The sequence below is a fragment of the Duganella levis genome, assembly GCF_009857605.1.
In the GTDB taxonomy this organism is placed as follows: domain Bacteria; phylum Pseudomonadota; class Gammaproteobacteria; order Burkholderiales; family Burkholderiaceae_D; genus Rugamonas; species Rugamonas levis.
Genome location: NZ_WWCT01000024.1, coordinates 72,372 through 96,841, shown reverse-complemented (window position 1 = coordinate 96,841; position 24,470 = coordinate 72,372). Strand labels below are relative to the sequence as shown.

Here is a 24,470-nt window from a genome sequence, read left to right as displayed (position 1 = left end):
GCCGCGCGCACAGACAAGCGTGGCCGACCTCTTTATAACGGTAAGCACACCTTACAAAGAGGAGCTCAACATGATGAAGAAACTTTTGCTTGCTGCCGCCATTGCGGCTTCCGCCGGTACGTTTACCCTGCCAGCCTCGGCTGCCGTGATCGTGGTGCAGACCGCGCCGCCGGCGCCGCGCGATGAAGTGGTGCCAGCGCCACGCCACGGCTATGTGTGGGCGCCAGGCTATTGGGACTGGCGCAACAATCGTCACGTGTGGACCAAAGGTCACTGGGAGCGCGAGCGCCGCGGCTATGTCTACCATCAGCCAACCTGGGCTGAACGTAATGGTCACTGGGAAATGACGCGCGGCAGCTGGGCGCGTGGCGACAGCGATCATGACGGCGTGCCGAACGGCCGTGACGACCATCCAAACAATCCACGTCGCAATTAATTAACGCTAGCGTCGCCGCCACACCATCCAGCGCTCCTTGCCGGCGAACACCGGGATGGAGTCGCTGACGGCGTCGTCGGCGATGCACTCGAAATCCGCGCGCAGCAGCTGCTCCAGCTGTTCGCGCTGGATGCCGAACGGCGGCCCCTTGGCCGCATCGTCAAAGAAGAAATACCCTGCCAGCAGCGCCCCCGGCGTCAGCAGCTGTGCCCAGCGCGCCGCCACCTGCGGCCACATGGCGCGCGGCATCGCGCATAGAAAAGCCCGTTCGTAGATCAATTGCAACGGCGCCGCCGGCTGCCATGCAAAGAAATCCGCCTCCACCACCCGCGCCGCATGCACGCCGGCCGCCAGCTTGCCCTGCGCCACGGCAGCGGGCGAGAAATCGATGGCGGTAGCATCCCAGCCCTGCCCGGCCAGAAACGCCAGTTCATAGGCCGAGCCGCAGCCGGGAATCAGCGTGGTCAGCGGCGAGTTGGCGGCGACGAAATCCTGCAAGGCTTGCGGCACGCCGCCCTTGTCCCACGGCGTGAAATGGCGCTCGAAGCGCTCATCCCAGAACGCCGGCGACAACGGATCACGCTGCTGGAAATCTGCCATGGCGCTTACAGCAGATGGTGGAAGCGCTGGTACAGATTAAAGCCGGCCACGCCCAGCGCAAACGCGCCGGCGAAGTAGATCACCAGGCTTAGCAGCCGATTGGTGCGCTGCTGTTCGTTGATCAGCACCTTGATCAGCTCGGTGTTGTCGTTCGGCCTTTCGGCATGCCGCTCCAGCGCCTGATGCGCCAGGCGCGGGAGTTGCGGGAAGATGTGGGCATAGCGCGGCGCCTCGGCTTTCAGGCGCTGCAAGAAGCCTTTCCAGCCGACCTGCTCGCCCATCCAGTTTTCCAGGTAGGGCTTGGCGGTTTTCCACAGGTCCAGGTCGGGATCGAGCTGGCGGCCCAGGCCTTCGATATTCAGCAGCGTCTTTTGCAGCAGCACCAGTTGCGGCTGCACTTCAACGTTGAAGCGGCGCGAGGTCTGGAATAAACGCAGCAGGATCTGGCCGAAGGAAATATCCTTCAGCGGACGGTCGAAGATCGGCTCGCAGCAGGCGCGCACCGCCGATTCCAGCTCATCGACGCGGGTCTCCTTCGGCGCCCAGCCGGACTCGATGTGGGCCTCGGCCACGCGCTTGTAGTCGCGGCGGAAGAAGGCCAGGAAATTCTGCGACAGGTAATCCTTGTCGTAATCGGTCAGCGTGCCGACGATGCCGAAGTCCAGCGCGATGTAGCGGCCGAACGTCTCTGGCTCGATCGACACCAGGATGTTCCCCGGATGCATGTCCGCGTGGAAGAAACCGTCGCGGAACACTTGCGTAAAGAAGATTTCCACGCCGTCGCTGGACAGCTTTTTCAGGTCTACGCCGGCAGCCGCCAGGCGGTCGATCTGCGACACCGGAATGCCGTGCATGCGCTCCATCACGATCACGCTCGGCGAGCAGTAATCCCAGTGCATCTCCGGCACCAGCAGCAGCTGGGAATCGGCGAAGTTGCGGCGCAGCTGGCTGGCGTTGGCGGCTTCGCGCATCAGGTCCAGCTCGTCGTGCAGGTACTTGTCGAACTCGGCCACGACCTCTTTCGGCTTCAGGCGCTTGCTGTCGGCCCAGACGTTGCCGATCCATTCGGCGGCGATGTGCATCAGCGCCACGTCCTCGTCGATGGACTTCTTCATGCCCGGACGCAGCACCTTGACCGCCACCTGGCGGCCATCCTTGAGCGTGGCGAAGTGCACCTGCGCGATCGAGGCCGAGGCCACCGGCGTGCGTTCAAAGGTGGCAAACAGCTGGTCCGGATGGGCGCCCAGCGATTTCTGGATTTGCGCCACGGCCAGGTCGGAGTCGAACGGCGGCACCCGGTCCTGCAAGCGCGACAGTTCGATCACCAGGTCGGCCGGGATCAGGTCGCTGCGGGTCGACAGCACCTGGCCGAACTTGACGAAGATCGGCCCCAGTTCTTCCAGCGCCATGCGCAGCCGCACGCCGCGCGGCGCAGACAGGTCGCGCCAGAAGATTACCGTGTCGATCAGCTTGGCAATACGCGGCTTTTTCAGGCCGGAGATAGCGATTTCGTCGAGGCCGTAGCGTACCGATACCCGCAGAATTTTCAGCAGGCGCAAGAATTTCTGCATTATTGTGATCCCAGTTTCTGTTCCAGTTTGGCGAGGCGCTTGGCGGTGCGTTCGACATCGTCGCGCAGGCGACTGACCTCGGCCGAGAAAGCTTCCACGGTGTGCGGCCGCACCAGCACCTGTTTTTCGTCGAGCAGGAATTCGGCGACGTTTTCGGCCAGCTTCTGGTGGCCGGCCTTGACCGCTTCAAACGCGGCCCTGGCGCCGGAGACGGCGCGCACGGCGATGATCGGGCCGACCACTTTTTCCAGGTCGTGCTCGGCTTCCCAGCGCAGTGATTTACTCAGGCTGGAGATGGCGTTGGCGAATTCGGCATCGCCTTCGATCTGCACGTAGGAGAAGGCGCGCTCGCGGTTTTGCGCGATCAGCGGCAGGTCGGACAGTTTGACGCGGATGGTGACGCGGGCCGGCTCATCGGTGGGCGCCGGTTCCAGATAGCCGTCGGCGGTCACGCGCAGGCGCAGCGCGACGCTGCCGGCGTCGATGCTGGCGGTCTTGCCGGCGTGACGCAGCAACTCCTGGCGCGCCCATGGCTCCTGCGCCAGCAAGTGGTTGATGGCGGCGCTGGCGGGCGCTGCGGAGAAACTGCCTGGATTCAATGAAATCATGTGATAGCCGTTCAAAACAAAACCGCCCGATGAGGGCGGCCTTGATCTTACCAGTTTTACCGGCACAGCCGGGTTGATTACGCCAGTTGCTGGATACCTGCCAGCAGCCAGCCGCTGGAACCGTTGACCGGCTTGGCCAGGTTCCACACTTCGTGGTACGGCTCGGCCAGTGCATCCGGCGCCGGCTTGATCATGCCGGTGAACTTGACGCTCGCCAGATACTCGGTGTCGCTGGTCTCAATGCCCAGCAGCTCGGCATCGATGCTGACCACATCGGTGTAATCGGCCACGGTGCGTTCGCTGATCTGCATCTTCATTTCGGCAAACACTTCCGGCGTGGTGAATTCGCGGATATCGGCCACATCGCCTTTATCCCACGCCGCTTGCAGGCGGATGAAATTGCTTTTGGCGACGCGCAGGAAGGTCGCCTGGTCGAAGTCGCCCGGCACGCCCCATTGCTGATGCGGCTGCACCGGCACTGGCTGGGCGGCTGGTTGCAGACGCGAACCGATGTCCGGCGTCGCCGAACCGCCTTGCGGCGGCATCGAATACACATTCTGGTTGCCGCCAAAAGCCGCCGGCGCAGCGGCCGGTTGCGATTTGCCGCGAATCAGGCGGAAGATGAAGAACACCACACCTGCCAGCAGCGCCAGCATGATGATCGAGCCAATCGCGCCACCCAGCGCACCGCCCAGACCGAAGTGCGAGAACAAGGCGCCCAGGCCCAGACCCAGCAGCGCACCGCCGAGAATGCCCTTCCAAGGGCTAGGTTTCGGTGCGGCCACCGGCGGCGTGCCCGGCGCTGGCGCAGGCTGGGCCTGGCGTGGCGCTTGCTGCGGCGCAGGTTGAGCAGGCATGCGATTGACGTTCTGCGACTGGCGGCCAAACGAACGGCCACCGCCGGCAGGACGGGCAATCGCCTCGCTCAGCATCGACATGGCGGACACGGCGATTACCGCGCCGATCAGGATTTTTTTCAAGTTCATGGTCACTCCAGTCATTACATTTTGATACCGGTGTGTAAAGCGGCCACACCTGCCGTCAAGTTGTAATACGTTACGCGTTCCAGGCCCGCTTCTTCCATCATGGTTTTCAGCGTTTCCTGGTCCGGGTGCATGCGGATCGATTCCGCAAGGTAGCGATAGCTTTCCGCGTCGCCGGCGATTTTCTGGCCCATCCACGGCAGCACCTTGAACGAGTAGATGTCGTAGGGCTTTTGCAGCGGCTCGGCCACTTTCGAGAATTCCAGCACCAGCAGCTTGCCGCCCGGCTTCAGCACGCGGCGCATTTCCTTCAGCGCCTGGTCTTTGTGCGTCATATTGCGCAGGCCGAAGGCGACGCTGACGCGGTCGAAATAGTTGTCCGGGAAAGGCAGTTTCTCGGCATCGCACAATAAGGTGGGGGTCATCAGGCCGCGATTCAAGAGGCGGTCGCGGCCAACGCGCAACATCGACTCGTTGATGTCGGTCAGCCAGACTTCACCGGTCGGGCCGGCCTGCTTGGCGAACACCTTGGCCAGGTCGCCGGTGCCGCCGGCGATATCCAGGCATTTGAAGCCCGGACGCACGGCCGCGTTAGCGATGGTGAAGATCTTCCAGACGCGGTGCAGGCCAGCCGACATGACGTCGTTCATGATGTCGTACTTGGCGGCGACAGAATGGAAAACCTTGGCAACTTCGCGGACTTTATCTTCTTCCGCGACGGTCTTGTAACCGAAGTGAGTGGTATTGGTCATGGTATGCAGGCCTGTTAGTTTGCCAGCATTATACAAGCTGACAGCCTTACAGGCGCCTTAAGAACATGGCCAAGCTGACAACTGGGCTATTGCGCCGGCAGATGGCGCCACTCCAGGCCCAGCGCGGTACGTTTGGCGAAGCCCTTCCACAGGCCCGGATCGGGTTTGGCGGTGCCGTCGGCCTGCAACGGCGGCAGGTCGAGGTAGGATTGGAACGGCTGCTGTTTCAGCTGGATGCCGAGGAAGGCCGTGACGAAGTGCTGGTTGATGTTGTTGATGCGGCGGCTGTCCCACACCGGCTCGGAATAGGCCATGAAGTCGTCGAAATTGCTCCATGCGGCCGGCGACGGCGGATTCGGCGCCGAGTTGTGGCGGCCGCCGACGTAGGTCAGCAGGTAGCGGTCGGCGTGGACCGTGCCCTCGAACAGTTTGAGCACGCCGTCCTTGTAGCCGGCCACGTCGTCCTGGTCGCCGCTGATGAACAGCGTCGGCGTGCGCACGCCGGCCAGCCCCGCTGCGTCCCACACCTGGTTGGCGGCGCCCCATGGCGCGAACGCCACCACGGCCTTGATGCGCGCATCGCGTTGGGCTTCATATTGCTGGTTGCCCTGCTGGTTGATGGCCAGGCTGCCGCCGGGGACGTACGCCACCGCCGACGCGCTGATGCCGGCGCCGACCGCATTGAGCGCACCGTAGCCGCCCATCGAGTAGCCGATCAAGGCGGTGTTGTCGGCGTCCACCACGCCGGCCAGGAAGTTGCCGCTGCCCGGTTTGGCCCAGGCGGCGACGGTGTCCAGCACGAACAAATCGTCCAGGCGGCGGTTCAGCAGCGTGCTGGGAAAGCCGGCCTTGTCGGCGCGCGTGGATTCAAGGTGGTCGATGGCAACGACGACGTAGCCTTTCGACGCCAGGTTTTCCGTCAGGTAGCTCATTTGCAGCCGTGAGCCGGGATAGCCGTGCGAGATGATCACCAGCGGGTAGCGCCCGCCCTGCCCTGCGGCTGGCGCAGCATCGCGCGCGGCGCGGCCGTTGAACTGGAACGGCGTATTCGGACGCTTAGGATCATTGGCGCCGGCGCCCAGCACATCGGTGTAGACGGTGTGCTCCTTCTGTCCGGCCGCCAGCCGCGCCGGATACCACACCTCCAGCGTCAGCTTGCGGCTATAGCGCGGATTCGGCTGCCCGGCCGTCGCATGCAGGATATCGAGTTGGTCCTTGTGTTCCGCCACCAGCGTGCGCACGCCCACTTGCAACGGACCGCGTGCCGCCAGCTCCGGCGCATCGGGACGGAAATCGCCGTAGTATTCCTGCGCGCCGACCTGCGCCGCCGCCAAAGCGACCGCCAACACCAACATCCTGCTTACTGCTTTCATGCCTGCTCCTATAAACCCAAATGCGAACGCAAGGTGCTGCCTGCGTACGACGTGCGGAACAAGCCGCGCCGCTGCAACTCAGGAATCACCAGCTCCAGAAAATCATCTAACCCACCCGGCAGCGCCGGCGCCATGAAGTTAAAGCCGTCGGCCGCGCTCTGCTCAAACCATTCCTGCATGCGGTCCGCCACCAGCTCCGGCGTGCCGACCACGGTGAAGTGACCGCGGCCGCCGGCAATGCGCTCATACAGCTGGCGTATGGTCAGGTTCTCGCCCTGCGCCAAATCGGTCAGCAACTGCTGGCGGCTGCGCTGGCCGTCCTGCGTCTGCGGCAGCTCCGGCAGCGGACCATCCAGCGGGTAGCCGGACAAATCGAAATTGCCGATCATCCGTCCCAGCAGCGCCAGGCCGGCCTTCGGCTCGATCAGCGACTGCAATTGCGCGAACTTGGCATCCGCCTCTTCCTGCGTGCGGCCGACCACCGCAAACAATCCCGGCATGACCTTGACCGCATCCGGACTGCGGCCCTTGGCGATCACGCGGTCCTTGATATCGCGGTAGAACGCCTGCGCCTTGGCCAGCGTGGGCTGCGCGGTGAACACCACTTCAGCCGTCCCCGCCGCCAAATCGCGTCCGGTCTCCGAGCCGCCGGCCTGCACCACCACCGGACGTCCCTGCGGACTGGGCGCCACGTTCAGCGGTCCCGCCACGGCGAAATGTTCGCCGCGATGATTCAGCGTATGCAGTTTGGCCGGATCGTAAGGCAGCGTACCGCCTTTGTCGTTGACGAACGCACCGGGGCCCCAACTATTCCACAGTCCTGTGACAACTTGATGAAATTCCCGCGCCCGCGCATAGCGGTCAGCATGCGCCACGTGCTGGTCGCGGCCAAAGTTGGCCGCTTCCGCCGCGTTGTCCGACGTGACAAGGTTCCAGCCCGCGCGGCCATCCGACAGCAGGTCCAGCGACGCAAACTGGCGCGCCACCGTGTACGGCTCGTTGTAGGTGGTGGTGGCGGTGCCGATCAAGCCGATGTTCTCGGTCGATGCGGCCAGCGCCGACAGCAGCGTCAAAGGCTCCAGCGACGGCGCGCCCGTCAGCGCCACGCTGTCGGCGAAGAACACCGCATCCAGGCAGGCCCGTTCCGCGCTGCGCACCTGCTCGCGAAACACCTTGAACGGATTGGACGCCAGGTCGGTATCCGGATGCCGCCACGCCGCGACGTGGTGGCCATAACGCATCATGAACGCGGCGATACTCAACTGCTTAGCCATCAGAACTCCTTGCGGGCGGTGATGCCGAAGTAGCGCTCATCGTCACGCGGAACGGCGCGGGTAACGTAGCCGGTCGAGGTGACCAGGTTGGTGGCATACGATTTGTTGGCCAGGTTCTTGCCCACCAGCGCGATGCGCCAGCCACCCACCGGCGACGACAGCGCGATGCCGGCGTTGACCACGCCATACGCGCCCTGGATCGCATCGGCCGACTGGAACAAGTCGTACTGCGTCTTGGCCTGGTACGTGTAGTCCGCCGAGAAGTCGACGATGAAGCCATTCTGCAAAGGCAGCGCGTAATTGGCGCGGGTGAAGGACTTCCACTTCGGCGAGAACGGCAACGGCTGGCCATTCAGGTTGCACGACGCGGCGGCTGCGGCCGGGCAATTGAAGCTGTCGATCTTGGCATCGGTGTAGGCCAGCGACTGGGTCAGAGTCAGTTCACGGGTGGGACGCGCGTTCAGGTCCAGCTCCACTCCCTTGGTCGAGACATCGCCCGCATTGATCAACCGCGTGACGACGGCGCCGGCCACGGTGTCGTAGAAGTTGGCCTGATAGTTGGAATACTTGGTGTCGAAGACAGCGATGTTGGCGGTCAGCTTGCGGTCGAAGGCGCTGGCTTTCAGGCCCAGCTCAAACGAATCCGAGGTTTCCGGTTTCAGCGCCAGCGTATCGCGGCTCAGCATATTGAAGAAGACGTTGTAGGCCGGTCCCTTGTAGCCGCGCGAGTAGGTCGCATAGGTATTGATGTCGCGGGCGATGTCGTATTGCAGACCGACGCGGCCCGAGTAGCCATCCTTGCTGGTGGAGCCGGTGCTTTGCGTGGCCGGCTGCACGCCGGCGAAGGCCACGGTTTGGGTCGAGGTGCGCGCGTGATCGTAGGACAGGTCGTCGCGGGTCCAGCGGGCGCCGACGATGGCGCGCCAGTCGGAGGCAAAGTTCAGCGTGCTCTCGCCGAACAGCGAGTAGCTGTCGTTCTTCACGCCGTAATCCGCGCGGCCCGAGTTGATCGCCGTGCCGTTGTTGACGATGCGCTGATACACCTCGCGGTCCTTGCCATGCAGGTAGTAGGCGCCGACCACGTATTCGGCAAACTGCTCTTTCGGCGAAGCGAGGCGCAGCTCTTGCGACGCCTGTTTGAATTCCACCGTACCGATGTCGCGCGTGGCCGGGAAAGCCGCCGTGATGCGCGCCACTTCGGCTGCATTGCCGATCGCCGAAGTGCTGGTGTACTGGGTGTTGTCCCAGTCGCGCACCGCTGTGATGGAGGTCAGCGTGTAGCCGTTGAAGCGGTAGTCCACTTGCGCCGACAGGCCTTTGTTCTTGTCGCGGATATCGCTCGGGATGTCGGTGTTGACCTGGCGGTTCTCGATGCCGGCCACCACCGGCGCGATGCCGGCGTTGAAAGCGGCCGCCGTCGATTTGTAGGCGGTGAAGGTCGGCGAGGAAGTCGAACGCAGGTAGTCGGCGATCAGCGCGATATCCAGATCCTTGGTCGGCGTGATGTCGACGCGGGCGCGCACGCCTTTGCGGTCGTAGCCATTCAGCTTGCCGCCGCCGGCGTGGACGTTGTTGATGTTGCCGTCATAGTCCGCATACAGGCCGGTGACCGAGGCGCTGACTAAGCCCGGCTGGATGGCGCCGGAAACGCCGGCACGAACGCGCTTCTCATTGCCTTCGTACCAGGAAGCGTCGACAAAGCCGGTGGTCTCCTGCGTCGATTTGCGGCCGATCACATTCAGCACGCCGGACGAAGCGTTCTTGCCGAACAGCGTGCCTTGCGGGCCGCGCAGGATTTCAATGTGCTCGATGTCCAGCAGGTCCAGCGTGGCCTGACCGGGACGCGCATACACCACGCCATCGATCACGGTGGATACGGTCGGCTCGACGCCCGGCGACGTCGAGATGGTACCGATACCACGCACGAAGATGGTGGAATCCTTATTGCCGCCCTGCTGGCGGAACGTCACGCTCGGCACTTCCTGGACGATGGTGTCGATGCTGGTGCGATTGGCGTTGTTGAGCACATCGCCATCCAGCACGGTAACGGCCACCGGCACCGATTGCAGCGAGGCGTTGCGGCGCGTGGCGCTGACTGTCACGCTGGGCACGGAGGCGCTGTCGTCGCGGCCCTTGAGCGGCGCTGGATCGGTCTCCTCGGCGCCTGCATACGCCGTCGCGACCAGCAAAGCGCCGATGGTCAGCGCGCCAAAAATTTTCTTATTGCTCTTCATGCTGTGATCCCTTGATTTGAAAGCGCGCCTTGCGCCGCTTGTGTCTTATTCGGAAAACCTGCTTTGATCGGTGAAGAACCAGCTTAGTGTGCGACAGGTGCTTCGCTACAATTCAGTGGTACCGGTACCCTTTTTTTAGTGTCGCGGCGAGCCGGTTTGAAGTCAAAGAATTAAAAAAATCATCGATATGTCTTTTCGGAATATGCATCAATGAGCGAACCAACAGCACCACGAAAACGCCGGGGATCGGGCCGCGCCACCATTCACGATGTGGCCCGGCTGGCGAAAGTGGGATCGATTACGGTGTCGCGTTATTTCAGCGAACCGGGACGCGTGGCGGCCGAGCGCAGCGCGCGCATTGCGGCGGCGGTGAAGGAACTGGGCTACGTGCCGAACCTGGCGGCGGGTGGGCTGGCGTCGTCGCGCGCGCGCATCGTCGGCATGGTGATCCCGAATATCTCCGGGCCGATTTTCGCCAACACCATCCAGACCTTCAGCGATACGCTGAACCGCCACGGCTACCAGTTGCTGCTGGCCTCCAGCTACTTCTCGGCCAAACAGGAAGAGAGCGCAGTACGTGCTTTCCTCGGCTGGAATCCGGCCGCACTAGCGGTGGTGGGACGCTTTCACAACCGCGCCACCGAGAAGCTGCTGACCACGGCCGGCATTCCAGTGGTGGAGACGTGGGACTACCAGCCGCGCCGCAAGCCGATCCAGGTCGGCTACTCCAACAACGTGGTGGGCGAACAGGCGGCGCGCTATTTGTATGGCAAAGGCTATCGCCGCATCGCCTTTGTACAGAACAGCCTTGCCGGCGACTTGAGCGCGGTGGACCGCAGCGACGGCTATGCGGCGGTGATGCGCGAGCATGGGCTGGAGCCGATCATCTATGCGCCAAAGGCGGAGGCGCCGTTTGACGCCGGCAAGCAGGCCATTGAGGCGCTGGTGATTTCGCCGGCACGCCGCGCACGGCCAGTCGAGGCCATCATCTTCGCCAACGATAACCTGGCGGCGGGTGCTTTGCTGGCCGGGCAGCGCGCGGGGTTGAAGATTCCGCAGCAGTGCGCGATTGTCGGCTTTGGCGATTACGCTTTCTCGCCGCTGCTGCTGCCTAGCCTGACCACCATCCGTCCACCGGGGCGCGAGATTGGCGAGATCGCCGCGCTGCGCATCCTTGAACAACTGGGCGTGCTGCCCTCCTCAGCCCAGGATTCGCGTCTGAATCTGCTGGCCTGCGAATTGATAGAGCGCGAGAGCGCATAAGGAAAATGATGAAGAAATGGATTTGCTTGTTGCTGGCCCTTCCCCTGTTAGCGCAGGCTGCGGAAATCAAGATCGGCTTTCAGAAAAGCGCCGGTTTACTCAGCATGATGAAGACGCAAGGTGCAGCGCTGCCCGGCCACACGATCAAGTGGATCGAGTTTCCGGCAGGGCCGCAGATGCTGGAGGCGCTGAATGCCGGCAGCATCGATTTCGGCAGCACCGGCGCGCCGCCGCCGATCTTTGCGCAGGCGGGCGGCGTCGATCTGCTGTATGTGGGGGCGGAGCCGGCGCCGGTCAACAGCGAGGCGATCATCGTGCCGAAGGAGTCGACGCTGCGCACCGTGGCGCAGCTAAAGGGCAAGCGCGTGGCGTTCCAGAAGGGCTCCGGTTCGCACTTCCTGCTGGCCTCCGCATTGCAGAAGGCGGGCTTGAAGATCAGCGACATCACGCCGATCTTCCTGTCGCCATCCGATGCGCGGGCGGCGTTTGTCAGTGGCGGGATTGATGCGTGGGTGGTGTGGGACCCGTATCTGGCGTCGGCGCAAAAGGCCTACCAGGCGCGCGTGCTGGCCGACTACACCGGGCTGCCGCTGGCCAATGGCTTCTATCTGGCCTCACGCAAATTTGCCGAGCAGTCGCCGCAACTGGTGTCGGCCTTGCTGGAGCAGGTCAAGGCAACGGGTAAATGGGCGAGCGAGCACCAGAAGGAAGTCAGCACCCTGCTAACGCAGCAGACCGGCGTGCCGGCCGATATCGTAGCGACGTGGATGGGCCGCTCCCGCTTCGGCGCGACGCCGGTAACGCCGGACATCGTCGCCAGCCAGCAGCGCGTGGCCGACCTGTTCTACCAGCAGAAGCTGATCCCCAAAGCGGTCAACATCGCCAGCCGCGTCTGGACCTGGCAGCCGAAGTAAGTTTGATCCATCTAAAAGCCCCGCCCGCTGAGCCGTCTACGCTGACAGCTCAGCCAGCGAGGGCATCATGCAAACCATCTATCTCGAAACATCAATCATCTGTCACCTGACAGACCCGCCGAGCCCCAATCCCATCACCCGCGCCTGCCAACAGCTAACCCAACTCTGGTGGCACACCCACTGCGATAAGCACCACGGAACTATGAATAAGCGGCGGAGGTCTAAAAGCCAACGCCGGTTGGGCTGCCTCACACATTGCCTGCGCAGCATTTCATCAATGCGAAATTTTGCTCACATGGGACTGTAAAAATATTGCTAATGCAGCTCAGCTCAGTCTGCTTAGACTCCTTGTCTACGAAGCCGGATACTCATTACCCGAGCTGGTGACACCCTTCGAACTAATGGAGAACAGCTATGAAACTTTGTGGCGTGGACATCCCTGATGACATTGAAATACCGCCGTTAGACCCCGCAAGCAAGCTTGAATTAGATGAGCTACACGAAACCATCATACGCAGAAGGATAGAAATGCAGAGGCGTAAGGAGACATATAAAAACGATCCAACGATGCCAGAAATAAAGTACAGCCCAATGCCGCCAGATGCAAACAAGCCGTTGACATTCAGTATCAACGGCCTGCGCCAGCTATCGCCTTGGGCACGAGCCCGTGTGCTATATGTGATGCGTGATCAGGTCACGCCGTAAGGATCAGGACTTGCAACCGCAACTGCCGCTGCCGCAACCGCCGCCGCTGCTTTTCGCTGCGCTCGAAGATGGGCCGGTCAGGGACAGGCCGGTTTCGCGGCCGCTGTCGCCTTCGAAGCCGGACGCATGCAGGCGGTCCATGTAGGCGTCCCACAAGGCGGCCTTCTCGTTGCCCAGCTTGTATAGGTATTCCCAGGTGAAGATGCCGGTGTTGTGGCCATCCGAGAAAGTCGGCTGCACCGCGTAGTTGCCTACCGGCTCGATGCCGGCGATGTTCACTTCGCGCTTGCCGATTTGCAGCACTTCCTGGCCTGGACCATGTCCCATCACCTCGGCCGACGGCGAATACACGCGCAGCAGCTCGAACGGAATCGCAAACGATTTGCCATCGTCAAAATCAATATCCAGCACGCGGGATTTGTTGTGGACCGTCAGGCCGGTAGGGATAGGTTTGCTCATGATGCTTTCACTTTCTCGACGATGGCCGCGTGCAATGCCGGCAACAGCGCGCGACGCGCCGCCAACACCTCCGCCGACGAAGCACGCTCTGCCACAGCCCAGGTCGGGTTGGGGAAATGCGCATCGTCGCGGTAACGCGGGATAACGTGCCAATGCACGTGCGGCGTCATATTACCAAAACTGGCCAGATTAATTTTTTCCGGCGCAAAAACCTGCCGCTGCGCCGATTCCACCGCCCACACCACATTCATGATGTGCACGCGGTCGTCCACCGGCAGATCGGTCATTTCCTTGACGTGGGCATTCCACACCACGCGCGTAAAGCCCGGATACTCAGGCTCATCCACCGCGACCACCGACACGCGGTCGTCGCTCCAGATCAACGCTGCCCCTGGAGCAGCCAACAGGTTGCACAGATCGCAGGCCATTACACCAGCACCCGCTCAATGCCACCGTCGTTGGCGCGTTTCACGTACTCCGCCATCCAGTTCTCGCCCAGCAGATGCTTGGCGATCTCCACCACGATGTAGTCGGCGGTGGTGCCGGCGTCTTCGCTGTAGCGCGACACGCCGCCCAGGCAGGCCGGGCAGCTGGTCAGGATCTTGACTTCGCCGTCGAAGCCGTCAGCGCGCAGCTTGTCGGCGCCCTTGATGACTTCCTCTTCCTTGCGGAAACGCACCTGCGTCGAGATGTCCGGACGCGCCACCATCAGCGTGCCCGAGTCGCCGCAGCAGCGGTCGTTCTTCTCGATCTTGACGTTGTCATGCGTCTGGATCAGCGAATTGACGGTCTTGGTCGCTTCCTGCAGCTTCATCGGCGTGTGGCATGGCTCGTGGTACATATAGCGCGTACCGGTCACGCCTTCCAGCTTGACACCCTTCTCGTTCAGATATTCGTGGATGTCCATGATGCGGCAGCCAGGGAAGATCTTGTCAAACTCATAGGTCGCCAGCTGGTCGTAGCAGGTGCCGCACGACACCAGCACGGTCTTGATGTCCAGATAGTTGAGCGTATTCGCCATGCGATGGAACAGCACGCGGTTATCGGTCATCATCTTGTCGGCCTTGTCGTACTGGCCCGAGCCGCGTTGCGGATAGCCGCAGCACAGATAGCCCGGTGGTAGCACGGTCTGCACGCCGACTTCCCACAGCATGGCCTGGGTTGCCAGGCCCACTTGCGAGAACAGACGTTCCGAACCGCAGCCCGGGAAGTAGAACACCGCTTCCGTATCGGCATTGGTCGCCTTCGGATTGCGGATGATCGGGATCACCTTGTCGTCCTCAATGTCCAGCAGCGCACGCGCGGTTTTCTTCGGCAGGTTACCCGGCATCTTCTTGTTGATGAAGTGGATCACCTGCTCGCGCACCTTCGGCTTGCCAACGGTCGGCGGCGGCGCCTTGGTCTGCTTCTTGGCGAATTTCTTCAGCAAGTCATTGCCCAGGCGCTGCGCCTTGTAACCGATGCCGATCATCGCCGCGCGGGTGGCGTTGATGGTGGCCGGATCGGTGGCGTTCAGGTAGAACATCGCCGCTGCCTTGCCGGGATTGAAGGTTTTCTTGTCCATCTTGCGCAGCAGGTTGCGCATATTCATCGACACGTCACCGAAGTCGATGTCGACCGGACATGGCGTCACGCATTTATGGCAGACGGTGCAGTGATCCGCCACGTCTTCAAATTCTTCCCAGTGCTTGATCGAAATGCCGCGGCGGGTCTGCTCTTCGTACAGGAAGGCTTCGATCAGCGACGAGGTCGCCAGGATCTTGTCGCGCGGCGAGTACAGCAGGTTGGCGCGCGGGACGTGGGTCGAGCACACCGGCTTGCACTTGCCGCAGCGCAGGCAGTCCTTGACGCTGTTGGCAATCGCGCCGATATCGCTCTGCTGCATGATCAGCGATTCGTGGCCCATCAGGCCGAACGACGGCGTGTAAGCATTGGACAGGTCGGCTTCCATGCCTTCCAGGTTCAGCAGCTTGCCCTTGTTGAAGCGGCCTTCCGGATCGACGCGCAGTTTGTAGTCGCGGAACGGCGCGATTTCCTCTTCGTTCAGGAACTCCAGCTTGGTGATGCCGATGCCGTGCTCGCCCGAGATGACGCCGTTCAGCGAACGGGCCAAGGTCATGATGCGCGCCACGGCCTGGTGCGCCAGTTGCAGCATCTCGTAATGATCCGAGTTGACCGGCAAGTTGGTGTGCACATTGCCGTCACCGGCGTGCATGTGCAGCGCCACGAACACGCGGCCGCGCAGCACACGCTTGTGGATGGCGGTGGCTTCGTCGAGGATCAGCTTGTAGGCGGCGCCATTGAAAATCTGGCGCAGCTGCGCGCGGATTTCCTGCTTCCACGTGACGCGGATGGTGCGGTCCTGCACCACGTCAAACAACGTGGCGTCCGGCTGCGTTTTCAGGCGTTCTTCGAATACCGGCAGCAGACGGTCCATGCCGTGGGCGGCCAGCTCGGCGGTGATCGTCACCAGCGGCTTGTCCAGCTCGGCCAGCAGATAGGTCCAGCGTCCATGCACTTGCGCCAGCAGCGCTTGCGCCTGCTGCTGACGGTCGCCCAACATTTCGGCGTCGCCGACGCTGTCGTCGGCATCGTCGCTCTTGCCAATCGGCAGATTGCCGGCGGCGAAGAAGGCTTGCAGCTCGTCCACCAGTTGCAGCTTGTTCTTGATCGACAGCTCGATGTTGATGCGCTCGATGCCGTCGGTGTACTCGCCCATGCGGTTGAGCGGAATCACCACGTCTTCGTTGATCTTGAAGGCGTTGGTGTGCTTGGCGATGGCGGCGGTACGGGCGCGGTCCAGCCAGAACTTCTTGCGCGATTCCGGGCTGACGGCGACAAAGCCTTCACCCACGCGGGTGTTGGCCAGGCGCACCACTTCCGACGCGGCCAACGCCACGGCGTTTTCGTCATCGCCGACGATGTCGCCGAACAGCGCCATCTTCGGCAGCACGCCGCGTTTCGATTTGGTGGCGTAGCCGACTGCGCGCAGGTAGCGCTCGTCCAGGTGCTCCAGGCCAGCCAGGCGCAACGTGGCGAACTCCGCGCCTTTGGCCGGCAGGCCATCCAGGTAATCCTTGATTTCGACGATCGACGGAATCGCGTCGCGCGCCTGGCCGAAGAACTCCAGGCAGACGGTGCGCGCGAACTTCGGCATCTTGTGCAGGATCCAGCGCCCCGACGTGATCAGGCCGTCGCAGCCCTCTTTCTGGATGCCCGGCAGGCCGGCCAGGAATTTGTCGGTAACGTCCTTGCCCAGGCCTTCCTTGCGGAACACGCTGCCTTTGATTTCCAGGATCTCGGTCTTGAACGGCGCGCCTTTGGCTTCGCCGCGCGCGGTCGGATGGGTCCACTCCAGCTGGAAGCGGGCCAGCGGCGTGTCGTGAATCTTGGACAGGTTGTGGTCCAGGCGCGTGACTTCCAGCCAGTCGCCATTCGGATCGACCATGCGCCACGATGCCAGGTTGTCCAGCGCCGTGCCCCACAGCACAGCCTTCTTGCCGCCCGCGTTCATGGCGATATTGCCGCCGATGGTGGACGCGTGGGCCGAGGTCGGATCGACCGCGAACACGAAGCCGGCCTTCTCGGCCGCTTCGGAGACTTTATTGGTGATGACGCCGGCGCCGGTGTAGATGGTGGCGTACTCTTTGTCCAGGCCCGGCAGCACTTTCATTTCCACCGCGCCGATGTTGAGCAGCTTCTCGGTGTTGATGACGGCCGACATCGGCGTCAGCGGAATCGCGCCGCCGGTGTAGCCGGTGCCGCCGCCGCGCGGGATGATGGTCAGCCCCAGTTCGATACAGCCTTTGACCAGGCCGGCCATTTCTTCCTCGGTGTCCGGCGTCAGCACTACGAACGGATACTCGACGCGCCAGTCGGTCGCGTCGGTCACGTGGCTGATGCGCTTCATGCCGTCGAAGCAGATGTTGTGCTTGACAGTGTAGCGGCCCAGCACCTTATAGGTGCGCTTGCGCAGATCGTAGACTTGCTTGAATTCTTCGCCGAAATCGGCAACCGCCTTGCCGGCTGCGCGCAGCAGCCTGGCGACGTTGGCGCTGCGCAGGCGCGCGGCTTCGTCGGTCTGGGCTTCGCTGTCGTCTATCGTCAGGCGGCGCTTGTCCACTTCGGCCAGGCGGTGATGCAGCGCATCGATCAGTTCCTGGCGGCGCTTCGGGTTATCCAGCATATCGTCTTGCAGATATGGATTGCGGCGCACCGCCCAGATATCGCCCAGCACCTCGTACAGCATGCGTGCCGAGCGGCCGGTCTGGCGCGCGCCGCGCAGCGCATCCAGCAGCGACCAAGATTCCTCGCCCAGCAGCCGGATGACAATCTCGCGATCGGAAAACGACGTGTAGTTATAAGGAATTTCCCGGAGGCGGCTAGCCTCTGGACCGTGGGGCGTCTCCGCCAGCAAAGCTTGGATTTGTGCAGGGGCGTTCATTATGCGATTTGGATCGATGTGACTCGTAAACAGCAACCGGGAGGACCATTCTAGCCTATTGCGGCGCACCACGCGGGAACAGCCTTAGACCACCGAGGGACTCTGCAGGCGACCAAAAACCGCCGGAAATTCGAAAAATAGCGCTGTTGACGGCAATAACGTGCCAATCTACGCCATCAAACTGAATGAAATTTATGCATAAGCTTATGCGGCAAGAGGATAACTTGCACCAAATTAGCCCAGCATTTGTCCGATCCGGTGCCACACGCCGTCCGGCACGTACAACAGCAGCGTGGTCATGGTGATGTAGCGCAGTAGCTTGCCGATCGCCATATATGCCACGCTGGGCCAGAATGGCAGCCGCAGCCAGCCGGCCAGGGTGCACAGCGGATCGCCGATGCCGGGCAACCAGGCCAGCAGCATGGTCTTGGCGCCGTAGCGCTCCAGCCAGTGGAACCAGCGGCTTTTACGTTCTTTTGCAAAACTCTGCTTGGCCTGCCAGCCGATGTAGTAATCGATGGCGCCGCCCAGCGTGTTGCCGACCGTGGCGACGGCGATCACGCTCCAGAACAGTTCCGGATTGGCCTTGATGACGGCAAACACCGCCGGCTCCGAGCCCAGCGGCACCAGCGTCGCCGAGATCAGGCTGATGATGAACACCGATGTCAGCCCGACTTCCGGTGCGGCCAGCACGTGCAGCAACCAGGCAATTGCAGATTCGATCATCGGTTTGTTGGGGATACGGGAAAGGTGCCATTATAATGATCCGCACACCGCACGATTGAACAGTCCGGTCCCAGCCCACCCCGCCAGGACCCGCGCCCCTGCTTCACCCGGTCACCCGCCGGATAGTTAGCATTGCAGCCTCCCTCCGAATCACTTTGCTTGCAGACCATGACGACCGACTATCTGAAGAAAATCCTGACCGCCCGCGTCTACGACGTGGCTGATGAAACCCCGCTGGAACTCGCGCCGACCCTGTCGCAGCGTTTCGAGAACCGAATTTACTTCAAGCGCGAGGACATGCAGAGCGTGTTCAGCTTCAAGATTCGCGGCGCCTACAACAAGATGGCCCACTTGAGCGACGCGCAGCGCAAGCGCGGCGTGATTTGCGCCTCGGCCGGCAACCACGCGCAAGGCGTGGCGCTGTCGGCCGCCAAACTCGGCTGCCGCGCACTGATCGTGATGCCCACCACCACGCCACAGGTCAAGATCGACGCCGTCAAGACGCGCGGCGGCGGCGACGTCGAGGTGGTGCTGCACGGCGAGTCGTACACCGACGCCTACAACCACGCGCTGACGCTGGAAAAGGAACAGGCGCTGACCTTCGTCCATCCGTTCGACGATCCCGATGTGATCGCCGGCCAGGGCACCATCGGCATGGAAATCCTGCGCCAGCATTCCGGCCCGATCCACGCCATCTTCGTCGCCATCGGCGGCGGCGGCCTGATCTCCGGCGTAGCGGCCTACGTCAAGGCGATCCGGCCCGACATCAAGATCATCGGCGTGCAGACCCTCGATTCCGACGCCATGGCGCGCAGCATCAAGGCCGGCGAGCGCGTGACGCTGACCGACGTCGGCCTGTTCTCGGACGGCACCGCGGTGCGCCTGGTGGGCGAGGAAACCTTCCGCCTGACCCAGCTCTACGTCGACGACATCATCATCGTCGACACCGACGCCATCAGTGCCGCCATCAAGGATGTGTTCACCGACACGCGCAGCATTCTGGAACCAGCCGGCGCGCTGGCCATCGCCGGCGCCAAGGCCTACGTCGAGCGCGCCGCGCTGACCAAGGATCCGATCAAGAACGAAACCCTGATCACCATCGCCTGCGGCGCCAACATGAATTTCGACCGGCTGCGCTTCGTGGCCGAACGCGCCGAGCTGGGCGAAGCGCGCGAGGCGCTGTTTGCCGTCACGCTGCCGGAGCAGCGCGGCAGCTTCAAGCGCCTGTGCCAGCTGGTCGGCGCGCGCAACGTCACCGAGTTCACCTACCGCATCAGCGACAAGGACGATGCGCACGTGTTCTGCGGCGTGCAGATCGCCGACCGCAACGAATCGGGCGCGCTGGCCCGCCGCTTCGAGGAACACGGCTTCAAGGCGCTCGACCTGACCCACGACGAGCTGGCCAAGACCCACTTGCGCCACCTGGTCGGCGGCAAGAGTTCGCTGGCCGAGAACGAGTTGCTGTACCGCTTCGAGTTCCCGGAACGTCCGGGCGCGCTGATGCGCTTCCTCGATTCGATGGCGCCGAACTGGAATATTTCGCTGTGCCATTACCGCAGCCAGGGCGGTGACGTCGGCCGCATCGTCATCGGCCTGCAAGTGCCCCCGGACGAGATGAGCGACTTCGCCCAATTCCTGGCGACGCTGGGCTACCGTTATTGGGATGAGAGCGCGAATCCGGTCTACAAGCTGTTCCTCGGCTAAGGCCGCGCACGGTTGAAGACAGCTCCTCCGCAAACTTAATATAATTGCATCTGATTATGTTATGGCGGGGGAGCCATGTCGACCGAAATGCAGTTTTCCAGCAACTACGCTGATCTCAGCAATTCCTCCGGCGTCGACGCCGGCTTCCAGTTCGAGTTTTACTGCCAGCGCTGCAACGACCGCTGGCGCACCCGTTTCGATCCTTACCGTAGCGGCCAGGCGTCCGGCTGGATGCAGAAAGGCGCCGGCCTGTTCGGCGGCTTGCTGGGCAGCGCCAGCAGCGTGCTCAATGGCGTTGCCGAAGCCGGCTGGCACAGCGCCCGCGACGACGCCTTCACCAAGGCCGTGGCCGACGGCAAGGCCCACTTCAACCGCTGCGGCGATTGCCACCGCTACGTGTGCGCGCCTTGCTTCGACGCCGCCAACGGCTTGTGCTTCAATTGCGCCCCCAACGTCAACGTCGCCATCACCCAGGCCCGCGCTCAGGGCGAGGTCGATGCCGCCCGCGAAGCCGCCAACGTGGAAGGCCGCACACGCGGCGCCCAGCGTCCCGTCACACAGGCAATGCAGCTGGTGTGCACGCAGTGCCACACCGAAACCCACGGCGCCAAATTTTGCCCCGAGTGCGGCCACAAGACCGCGCAGCAGGTGGCGTGCAGCCATTGCTCGACCATGCTGGAACCGGGCACCAAGTTTTGCACCGAGTGCGGCCAGCGGCAGACCTAGCAGCACACGTAGCAACAGCGCGTTACAATGCGGCTTACTCCATCTTCATCCCACGCACCATGACCAATTCCGCCGACCAGTCCCCACTGGGGAAAACTTCCGCCTACCGCACCGACTACGCGCCGGAGCTGCTGTTCCCGATTCCGCGCCAGGGCAAGCGTGACGAGCTGGGCTTGTCCGGCACCATGCCCTTCTTCGGCGTCGATATCTGGAACGCCTACGAAATCTCGTGGCTGAACCAGCGCGGCAAGCCGCAGGTGGCGATCGCCCGCATCACTTTCCCATCCGATTCGCCCAACATCATCGAGTCGAAGTCGTTCAAGCTGTACCTGAACTCGTTCAACCAGACCAAGCTGGACAACGTGGCCGCGCTGAAGGTGCTGCTGCAGCAAGACCTGTCCGACGCGGCTGGCGCCAGCGTCCACGTCACGCTGACCCAGCCGGAAGAATTCGGCATGATCGCCATGGGCGAACTGGACGGCCTGCTGCTGGACCGCCTCGACATCGACGTCGACAACTACAGCCCATCGCCGGAGTTGCTGAAGGCCGCGCTGGACGAAGAACCGGTGGAAGAAAAACTGGTCTCACACCTACTGAAATCGAACTGCCTGGTCACCGGCCAGCCGGATTGGGCCAGCGTACAGATCCACTACAGCGGCCCGCAGATCGAGCAGGAAAGCTTGCTGAAATACCTGATCGGCTTCCGTGAGCACAACGAATTCCACGAGCAGTGCGTCGAGCGCATCTTTGTCGACATCCTGCGTCAGTGCCAGCCGCAGCAGCTGGCCGTGTACGCGCGCTACACCCGTCGCGGTGGCCTCGACATCAATCCATGGCGCAGCAACTTCAGCACCGCGCAGAAGCCGCCCAACCTGCGCGGCGCCCGCCAGTAATCAGACAAGCAGCGTGAAATCAGGCGTATGATGTGATCTACAACGCCTGTTGCTACGCTGTTTAGTTTGCTCTAGGCGCGAAAACGACAAAAAACGGCAAAACGCCTCCGCTTCTGGCGAAAAACCGGCATTTGTCCGGATTTGTAAGCAGAAATAGCGATTCATTTCTTGGGTGCATTTTTAACAGCGGAGAGCTGGTGCTGCGACGGGCGCAAACGCAACGTCGCCGCAATCGATTTCATGTTACATGACGCCGAAACCAGCCTATAATTCCGCTCGCATGCCACCCTTGTGCGGTGCAACATTACATTCGTACTATGAATAACCTGAGCAAAATACTCTCTCTGGAGAACGTGCTGCTGGATTTGGAAGTCTCCAGTAAAAAGCGCGCTTTCGAGCAAGCTGGCCTGATCTTTGAAAACAATTGCGGCATCGCCCGCTCTACCGTCTCGGACAATCTGTTCGCGCGGGAGCGGCTCGGCTCGACGGGCCTGGGCCATGGCGTCGCCGTGCCGCATGGCCGCATCAAGGGCATGAAGAGCCTGAAGTCGCCGCTGGCCGCCTTCGTGCGCCTGGCCGAGCCGATTCCGTTCGAGTCGCCGGATGGCAAGCCCGTCAACCTGCTGTTCTTCCTGCTGATCCCGGATCACGTGACCCAGCAGCACCTGGAGATCCTGTCCGAAATCGCCGAGATGTTCTCGGACGACGCCTTCCGCGTCGCGCTGACCACCGACAACGATCCGAAATCGGTCCATTCGCGCATCATCAACTGGCTGCCTAGCCTGCAAGCCGCTGGCTGACGTCGGACAATAGGTTAAACTAAGGACAGTTCAACCTATTCGATAAAGACGCCCCATGCTGCAAACTCCGCTGACGATACAAAGGCTTTACGACGACAATCGCGAAAGTTTGCAGCTCGGCTGGTTCGCCGGCTTCCCAGGCGGCGAACGCCTGATCTCCGGCGACGTCGCCTCGGCCGCCGACCAGGTCGGCCACTTGAACACCATCCACCCGGGCCGCATCCAGGTCTTCGGGCACCAGGAAATCAACTACTACCAGCGGCTGAAATCGCTGACGCGCGCGCACGTCATCGGCGAGCTGATCGCTGGCGGCCCGCCGGCGCTGATCATCGCGCAGGGGCTGGAAACGCCACCCGACATTCTCGCCATCTGCGACGAGAAAAACATTCCGCTGTTCTCGACACCGCTGCCGGCGGCGCAGGTGATCGACTTCCTGCGGGTCTACCTGTCCAAGAAGCTGGCGCAGCGCATCATCATGCACGGCGTGTTCATGGACGTGCTGGGCGTGGGCGTGCTGATCACCGGCGATTCCGGCCTCGGCAAGAGCGAGCTGGGCCTGGAGCTGATTTCGCGTTCGCACGGCCTGGTGGCCGATGATGCGGTCGAATTTTCGCGCATTGCGCCGAACATGATCGAGGGCCGTTGCCCGGCGCTGCTGCAAAACCTGCTGGAAGTGCGCGGGCTGGGCCTGCTGGACATCAAGGCCATCTTCGGCGAGACGGCGGTGCGCCGCAAGATGCGCCTGAAGCTGATCGTGCACCTGGTGCGGCGTGGCGCCGCCGACGAGGAAGTCGAGCGCCTGCCGTTCCAGTTCCCGACCGAGGACGTGCTGGGCCTGCCGATCCGCAAGGTGGTGATCCCGGTGGCGGCCGGCCGCAACATCGCGGTGCTGCTGGAAGCCGCCGTGCGCAACACCATCCTACAACTACGCGGTATAGATACACTGCAAGAATTCATGGAGCGCCAGCGCCAAGCCATGAGCGGCGACTAGCGCACGATGGTATCATCGGGGACTATGCGCATCGTCCTCATTACTGGTATCTCCGGTTCCGGCAAGTCCGTGGCCCTCAACGTCCTCGAAGACACGGGACACTACTGCGTCGACAATCTGCCGCCCGCCCTGCTGTCACAACTGGTCAAGACCTTGACCGAAGAAGGCTTGCAGGCGCTGGCAGTGGCGGTGGACGCGCGCAGCGCCGAATCGCTGGCCTCGCTGCCAGGCGACGTGCAGCGCTTGCGCGAGGACGGCCACGACGTCAAGGTCATGTTCCTGACCGCCAATACCCACTCACTGGTGGCGCGCTTTTCCGAAACGCGCCGCAGCCATCCGCTGTCGCACGAACTGCGTCCGGGCCAGAACCCGACCGCGCGCCGCACGCTGATCGAATGCATCATGGAAGAGCGCGAGCGGCTGTCGGCCATCGAACAGCTGGGCCATGTGCTCGACACATCCGAGCTCAGCGCCAACAAACTGCGCGCATGGGTCAAGGACCTGGTGCTGACCGAACATGCGCCGCTGACCTTGTTCTTCGAATCGTTCGCCTTCAAGCTGGGCGTGCCGATGGATGCGGATTTCGTATTCGACGTGCGCGCGCTGCCGAATCCCTATTACGACCTGGCGCTGCGGCCACTGACCGGCCGCGACGCGCCGGTGATCGACTTCCTCGACGCCCAGCCGAGCGCCGGCGAAATGCTGAACGACATCCGCGCGTTCGTGGAAAAGTGGCTGCCATCCTTCAAGACCGACAACCGCAGCTACCTGACGGTGGCGCTGGGCTGCACCGGCGGCCAGCACCGCTCGGTCTACATGGCCGAAAAACTGGCCGCCTACTTCAGCGCCAACGAACGCGTCGTCCTGCGCCACCGCGAACAATGACGGACTAACCTGCTCGGAAGAAATTGTCAAAAATGCCTTTATGAGGCATTATGGCAACTAATCTCGATGTGAAAGGTTGGTTGCATGTCAGCATCTTCTGACGAATTAAAGCGTATCGCCGTTGAGTGC

General features: G+C 62.5%; 22 protein-coding genes. 10 read left to right on the top strand and 12 right to left on the bottom strand.

Annotation, left to right across the window (positions count from 1 at the left end):
- The first annotated feature begins 70 nt into the window (after window positions 1-70).
- Window positions 71-436, top strand: a complete 366-nt coding sequence (locus GTP69_RS24600; RefSeq protein WP_308494461.1) for a YXWGXW repeat-containing protein — start codon at window positions 71-73, stop codon at window positions 434-436.
- A gap of 6 nt (window positions 437-442) precedes the next feature.
- On the opposite strand, the gene GTP69_RS24595 is transcribed toward GTP69_RS24600, so the two are convergent.
- The 8 genes from GTP69_RS24595 to GTP69_RS24560 all read right to left on the bottom strand — a co-directional run bounded on the left by GTP69_RS24595 (window position 443) and on the right by GTP69_RS24560 (window position 9,831).
- Window positions 443-1,036, bottom strand: coding sequence for a methyltransferase domain-containing protein (locus GTP69_RS24595; protein WP_161057344.1), 594 nt, complete (start codon window positions 1,034-1,036; stop codon window positions 443-445).
- Between the two features lie 5 nt (window positions 1,037-1,041).
- On the bottom strand, window positions 1,042-2,610 hold the full coding sequence (gene ubiB / locus GTP69_RS24590; RefSeq protein WP_161057372.1) for a ubiquinone biosynthesis regulatory protein kinase UbiB: 1,569 nt from the start codon (window positions 2,608-2,610) through the stop codon (window positions 1,042-1,044).
- Window positions 2,607-3,215, bottom strand: a complete 609-nt coding sequence (locus GTP69_RS24585) for a ubiquinone biosynthesis accessory factor UbiJ (RefSeq protein WP_161057343.1) — start codon at window positions 3,213-3,215, stop codon at window positions 2,607-2,609. The genes ubiB and GTP69_RS24585 overlap by 4 nt, the downstream gene beginning before the upstream one ends.
- A gap of 77 nt (window positions 3,216-3,292) precedes the next feature.
- Window positions 3,293-4,201, bottom strand: coding sequence for a Tim44 domain-containing protein (locus GTP69_RS24580; protein ID WP_161057342.1), 909 nt, complete (start codon window positions 4,199-4,201; stop codon window positions 3,293-3,295).
- A gap of 14 nt (window positions 4,202-4,215) precedes the next feature.
- Complete coding sequence (ubiE, locus tag GTP69_RS24575) at window positions 4,216-4,950, bottom strand: bifunctional demethylmenaquinone methyltransferase/2-methoxy-6-polyprenyl-1,4-benzoquinol methylase UbiE (protein WP_110846474.1); 735 nt, start codon at window positions 4,948-4,950, stop codon at window positions 4,216-4,218.
- Between the two features lie 86 nt (window positions 4,951-5,036).
- Window positions 5,037-6,323 carry an alpha/beta hydrolase family protein gene (locus tag GTP69_RS24570; protein WP_161057341.1) on the bottom strand — a complete coding sequence of 429 codons (1,287 nt, stop codon included), beginning with the start codon at window positions 6,321-6,323 and terminating at the stop codon, window positions 5,037-5,039.
- 8 nt (window positions 6,324-6,331) lie between these two features.
- The gene (locus GTP69_RS24565) at window positions 6,332-7,597 is read right to left on the bottom strand and encodes an LLM class flavin-dependent oxidoreductase (protein WP_161057340.1); all 1,266 of its coding nucleotides are present in this window, start codon (window positions 7,595-7,597) and stop codon (window positions 6,332-6,334) included.
- Window positions 7,597-9,831, bottom strand: coding sequence for a TonB-dependent receptor (locus GTP69_RS24560; RefSeq protein WP_161057339.1), 2,235 nt, complete (start codon window positions 9,829-9,831; stop codon window positions 7,597-7,599). The genes GTP69_RS24565 and GTP69_RS24560 overlap by 1 nt, the downstream gene beginning before the upstream one ends.
- A 210-nt stretch (window positions 9,832-10,041) precedes the next feature.
- On the opposite strand from GTP69_RS24560, the gene GTP69_RS24555 reads away from it, so the two are divergent.
- The 3 genes from GTP69_RS24555 to GTP69_RS24545 all read left to right on the top strand — a co-directional run bounded on the left by GTP69_RS24555 (window position 10,042) and on the right by GTP69_RS24545 (window position 12,713).
- Window positions 10,042-11,094: a LacI family DNA-binding transcriptional regulator gene (locus GTP69_RS24555; RefSeq protein WP_161057338.1), complete on the top strand. Its 1,053-nt coding sequence runs from the start codon at window positions 10,042-10,044 to the stop codon at window positions 11,092-11,094.
- Window positions 11,095-11,102: 8 nt separating this feature from the next.
- Complete coding sequence (locus tag GTP69_RS24550) at window positions 11,103-12,008, top strand: sulfonate ABC transporter substrate-binding protein (protein ID WP_371868104.1); 906 nt, start codon at window positions 11,103-11,105, stop codon at window positions 12,006-12,008.
- Between the two features lie 414 nt (window positions 12,009-12,422).
- Complete coding sequence (locus tag GTP69_RS24545; RefSeq protein WP_161057336.1) at window positions 12,423-12,713, top strand: hypothetical protein; 291 nt, start codon at window positions 12,423-12,425, stop codon at window positions 12,711-12,713.
- Between the two features lie 3 nt (window positions 12,714-12,716).
- On the opposite strand, the gene GTP69_RS24540 is transcribed toward GTP69_RS24545, so the two are convergent.
- From GTP69_RS24540 to GTP69_RS24525, 4 genes are all read right to left on the bottom strand, one after another.
- Complete coding sequence (locus GTP69_RS24540) at window positions 12,717-13,172, bottom strand: gamma-butyrobetaine hydroxylase family protein (protein WP_161057335.1); 456 nt, start codon at window positions 13,170-13,172, stop codon at window positions 12,717-12,719.
- Complete coding sequence (locus GTP69_RS24535) at window positions 13,169-13,600, bottom strand: HIT family protein (RefSeq protein WP_161057334.1); 432 nt, start codon at window positions 13,598-13,600, stop codon at window positions 13,169-13,171. Before GTP69_RS24535 ends, GTP69_RS24540 begins: the two co-directional genes overlap by 4 nt.
- Window positions 13,600-17,616: a DUF3683 domain-containing protein gene (locus GTP69_RS24530; protein WP_161057333.1), complete on the bottom strand. Its 4,017-nt coding sequence runs from the start codon at window positions 17,614-17,616 to the stop codon at window positions 13,600-13,602. Before GTP69_RS24530 ends, GTP69_RS24535 begins: the two co-directional genes overlap by 1 nt.
- A gap of 234 nt (window positions 17,617-17,850) precedes the next feature.
- Window positions 17,851-18,342 carry a YqaA family protein gene (locus tag GTP69_RS24525; RefSeq protein ID WP_161057332.1) on the bottom strand — a complete coding sequence of 164 codons (492 nt, stop codon included), beginning with the start codon at window positions 18,340-18,342 and terminating at the stop codon, window positions 17,851-17,853.
- 168 nt (window positions 18,343-18,510) lie between these two features.
- On the opposite strand from GTP69_RS24525, the gene ilvA reads away from it, so the two are divergent.
- The 6 genes from ilvA (at window position 18,511) to rapZ (ending at window position 24,341) form a co-directional block, all read left to right on the top strand.
- Window positions 18,511-20,046 carry a threonine ammonia-lyase, biosynthetic gene (gene ilvA / locus GTP69_RS24520; protein WP_110846463.1) on the top strand — a complete coding sequence of 512 codons (1,536 nt, stop codon included), beginning with the start codon at window positions 18,511-18,513 and terminating at the stop codon, window positions 20,044-20,046.
- 75 nt (window positions 20,047-20,121) lie between these two features.
- Window positions 20,122-20,772 (top strand): zinc ribbon domain-containing protein, encoded by a 651-nt coding sequence (locus GTP69_RS24515; RefSeq protein WP_161057331.1) that lies wholly within the window; start codon window positions 20,122-20,124, stop codon window positions 20,770-20,772.
- 59 nt (window positions 20,773-20,831) lie between these two features.
- The gene (gene queF, locus GTP69_RS24510; RefSeq protein ID WP_161057330.1) at window positions 20,832-21,665 is read left to right on the top strand and encodes an NADPH-dependent 7-cyano-7-deazaguanine reductase QueF; all 834 of its coding nucleotides are present in this window, start codon (window positions 20,832-20,834) and stop codon (window positions 21,663-21,665) included.
- A 317-nt stretch (window positions 21,666-21,982) separates the two neighbouring features.
- The gene (locus GTP69_RS24505) at window positions 21,983-22,465 is read left to right on the top strand and encodes a PTS sugar transporter subunit IIA (RefSeq protein ID WP_161057329.1); all 483 of its coding nucleotides are present in this window, start codon (window positions 21,983-21,985) and stop codon (window positions 22,463-22,465) included.
- Window positions 22,466-22,520: 55 nt separating this feature from the next.
- Window positions 22,521-23,456 (top strand): HPr(Ser) kinase/phosphatase, encoded by a 936-nt coding sequence (gene hprK, locus GTP69_RS24500; RefSeq protein WP_008444515.1) that lies wholly within the window; start codon window positions 22,521-22,523, stop codon window positions 23,454-23,456.
- 24 nt (window positions 23,457-23,480) lie between these two features.
- Window positions 23,481-24,341, top strand: coding sequence for an RNase adapter RapZ (gene rapZ / locus GTP69_RS24495; RefSeq protein ID WP_110846459.1), 861 nt, complete (start codon window positions 23,481-23,483; stop codon window positions 24,339-24,341).
- The last annotated feature ends 129 nt before the right edge of the window (window positions 24,342-24,470 follow it).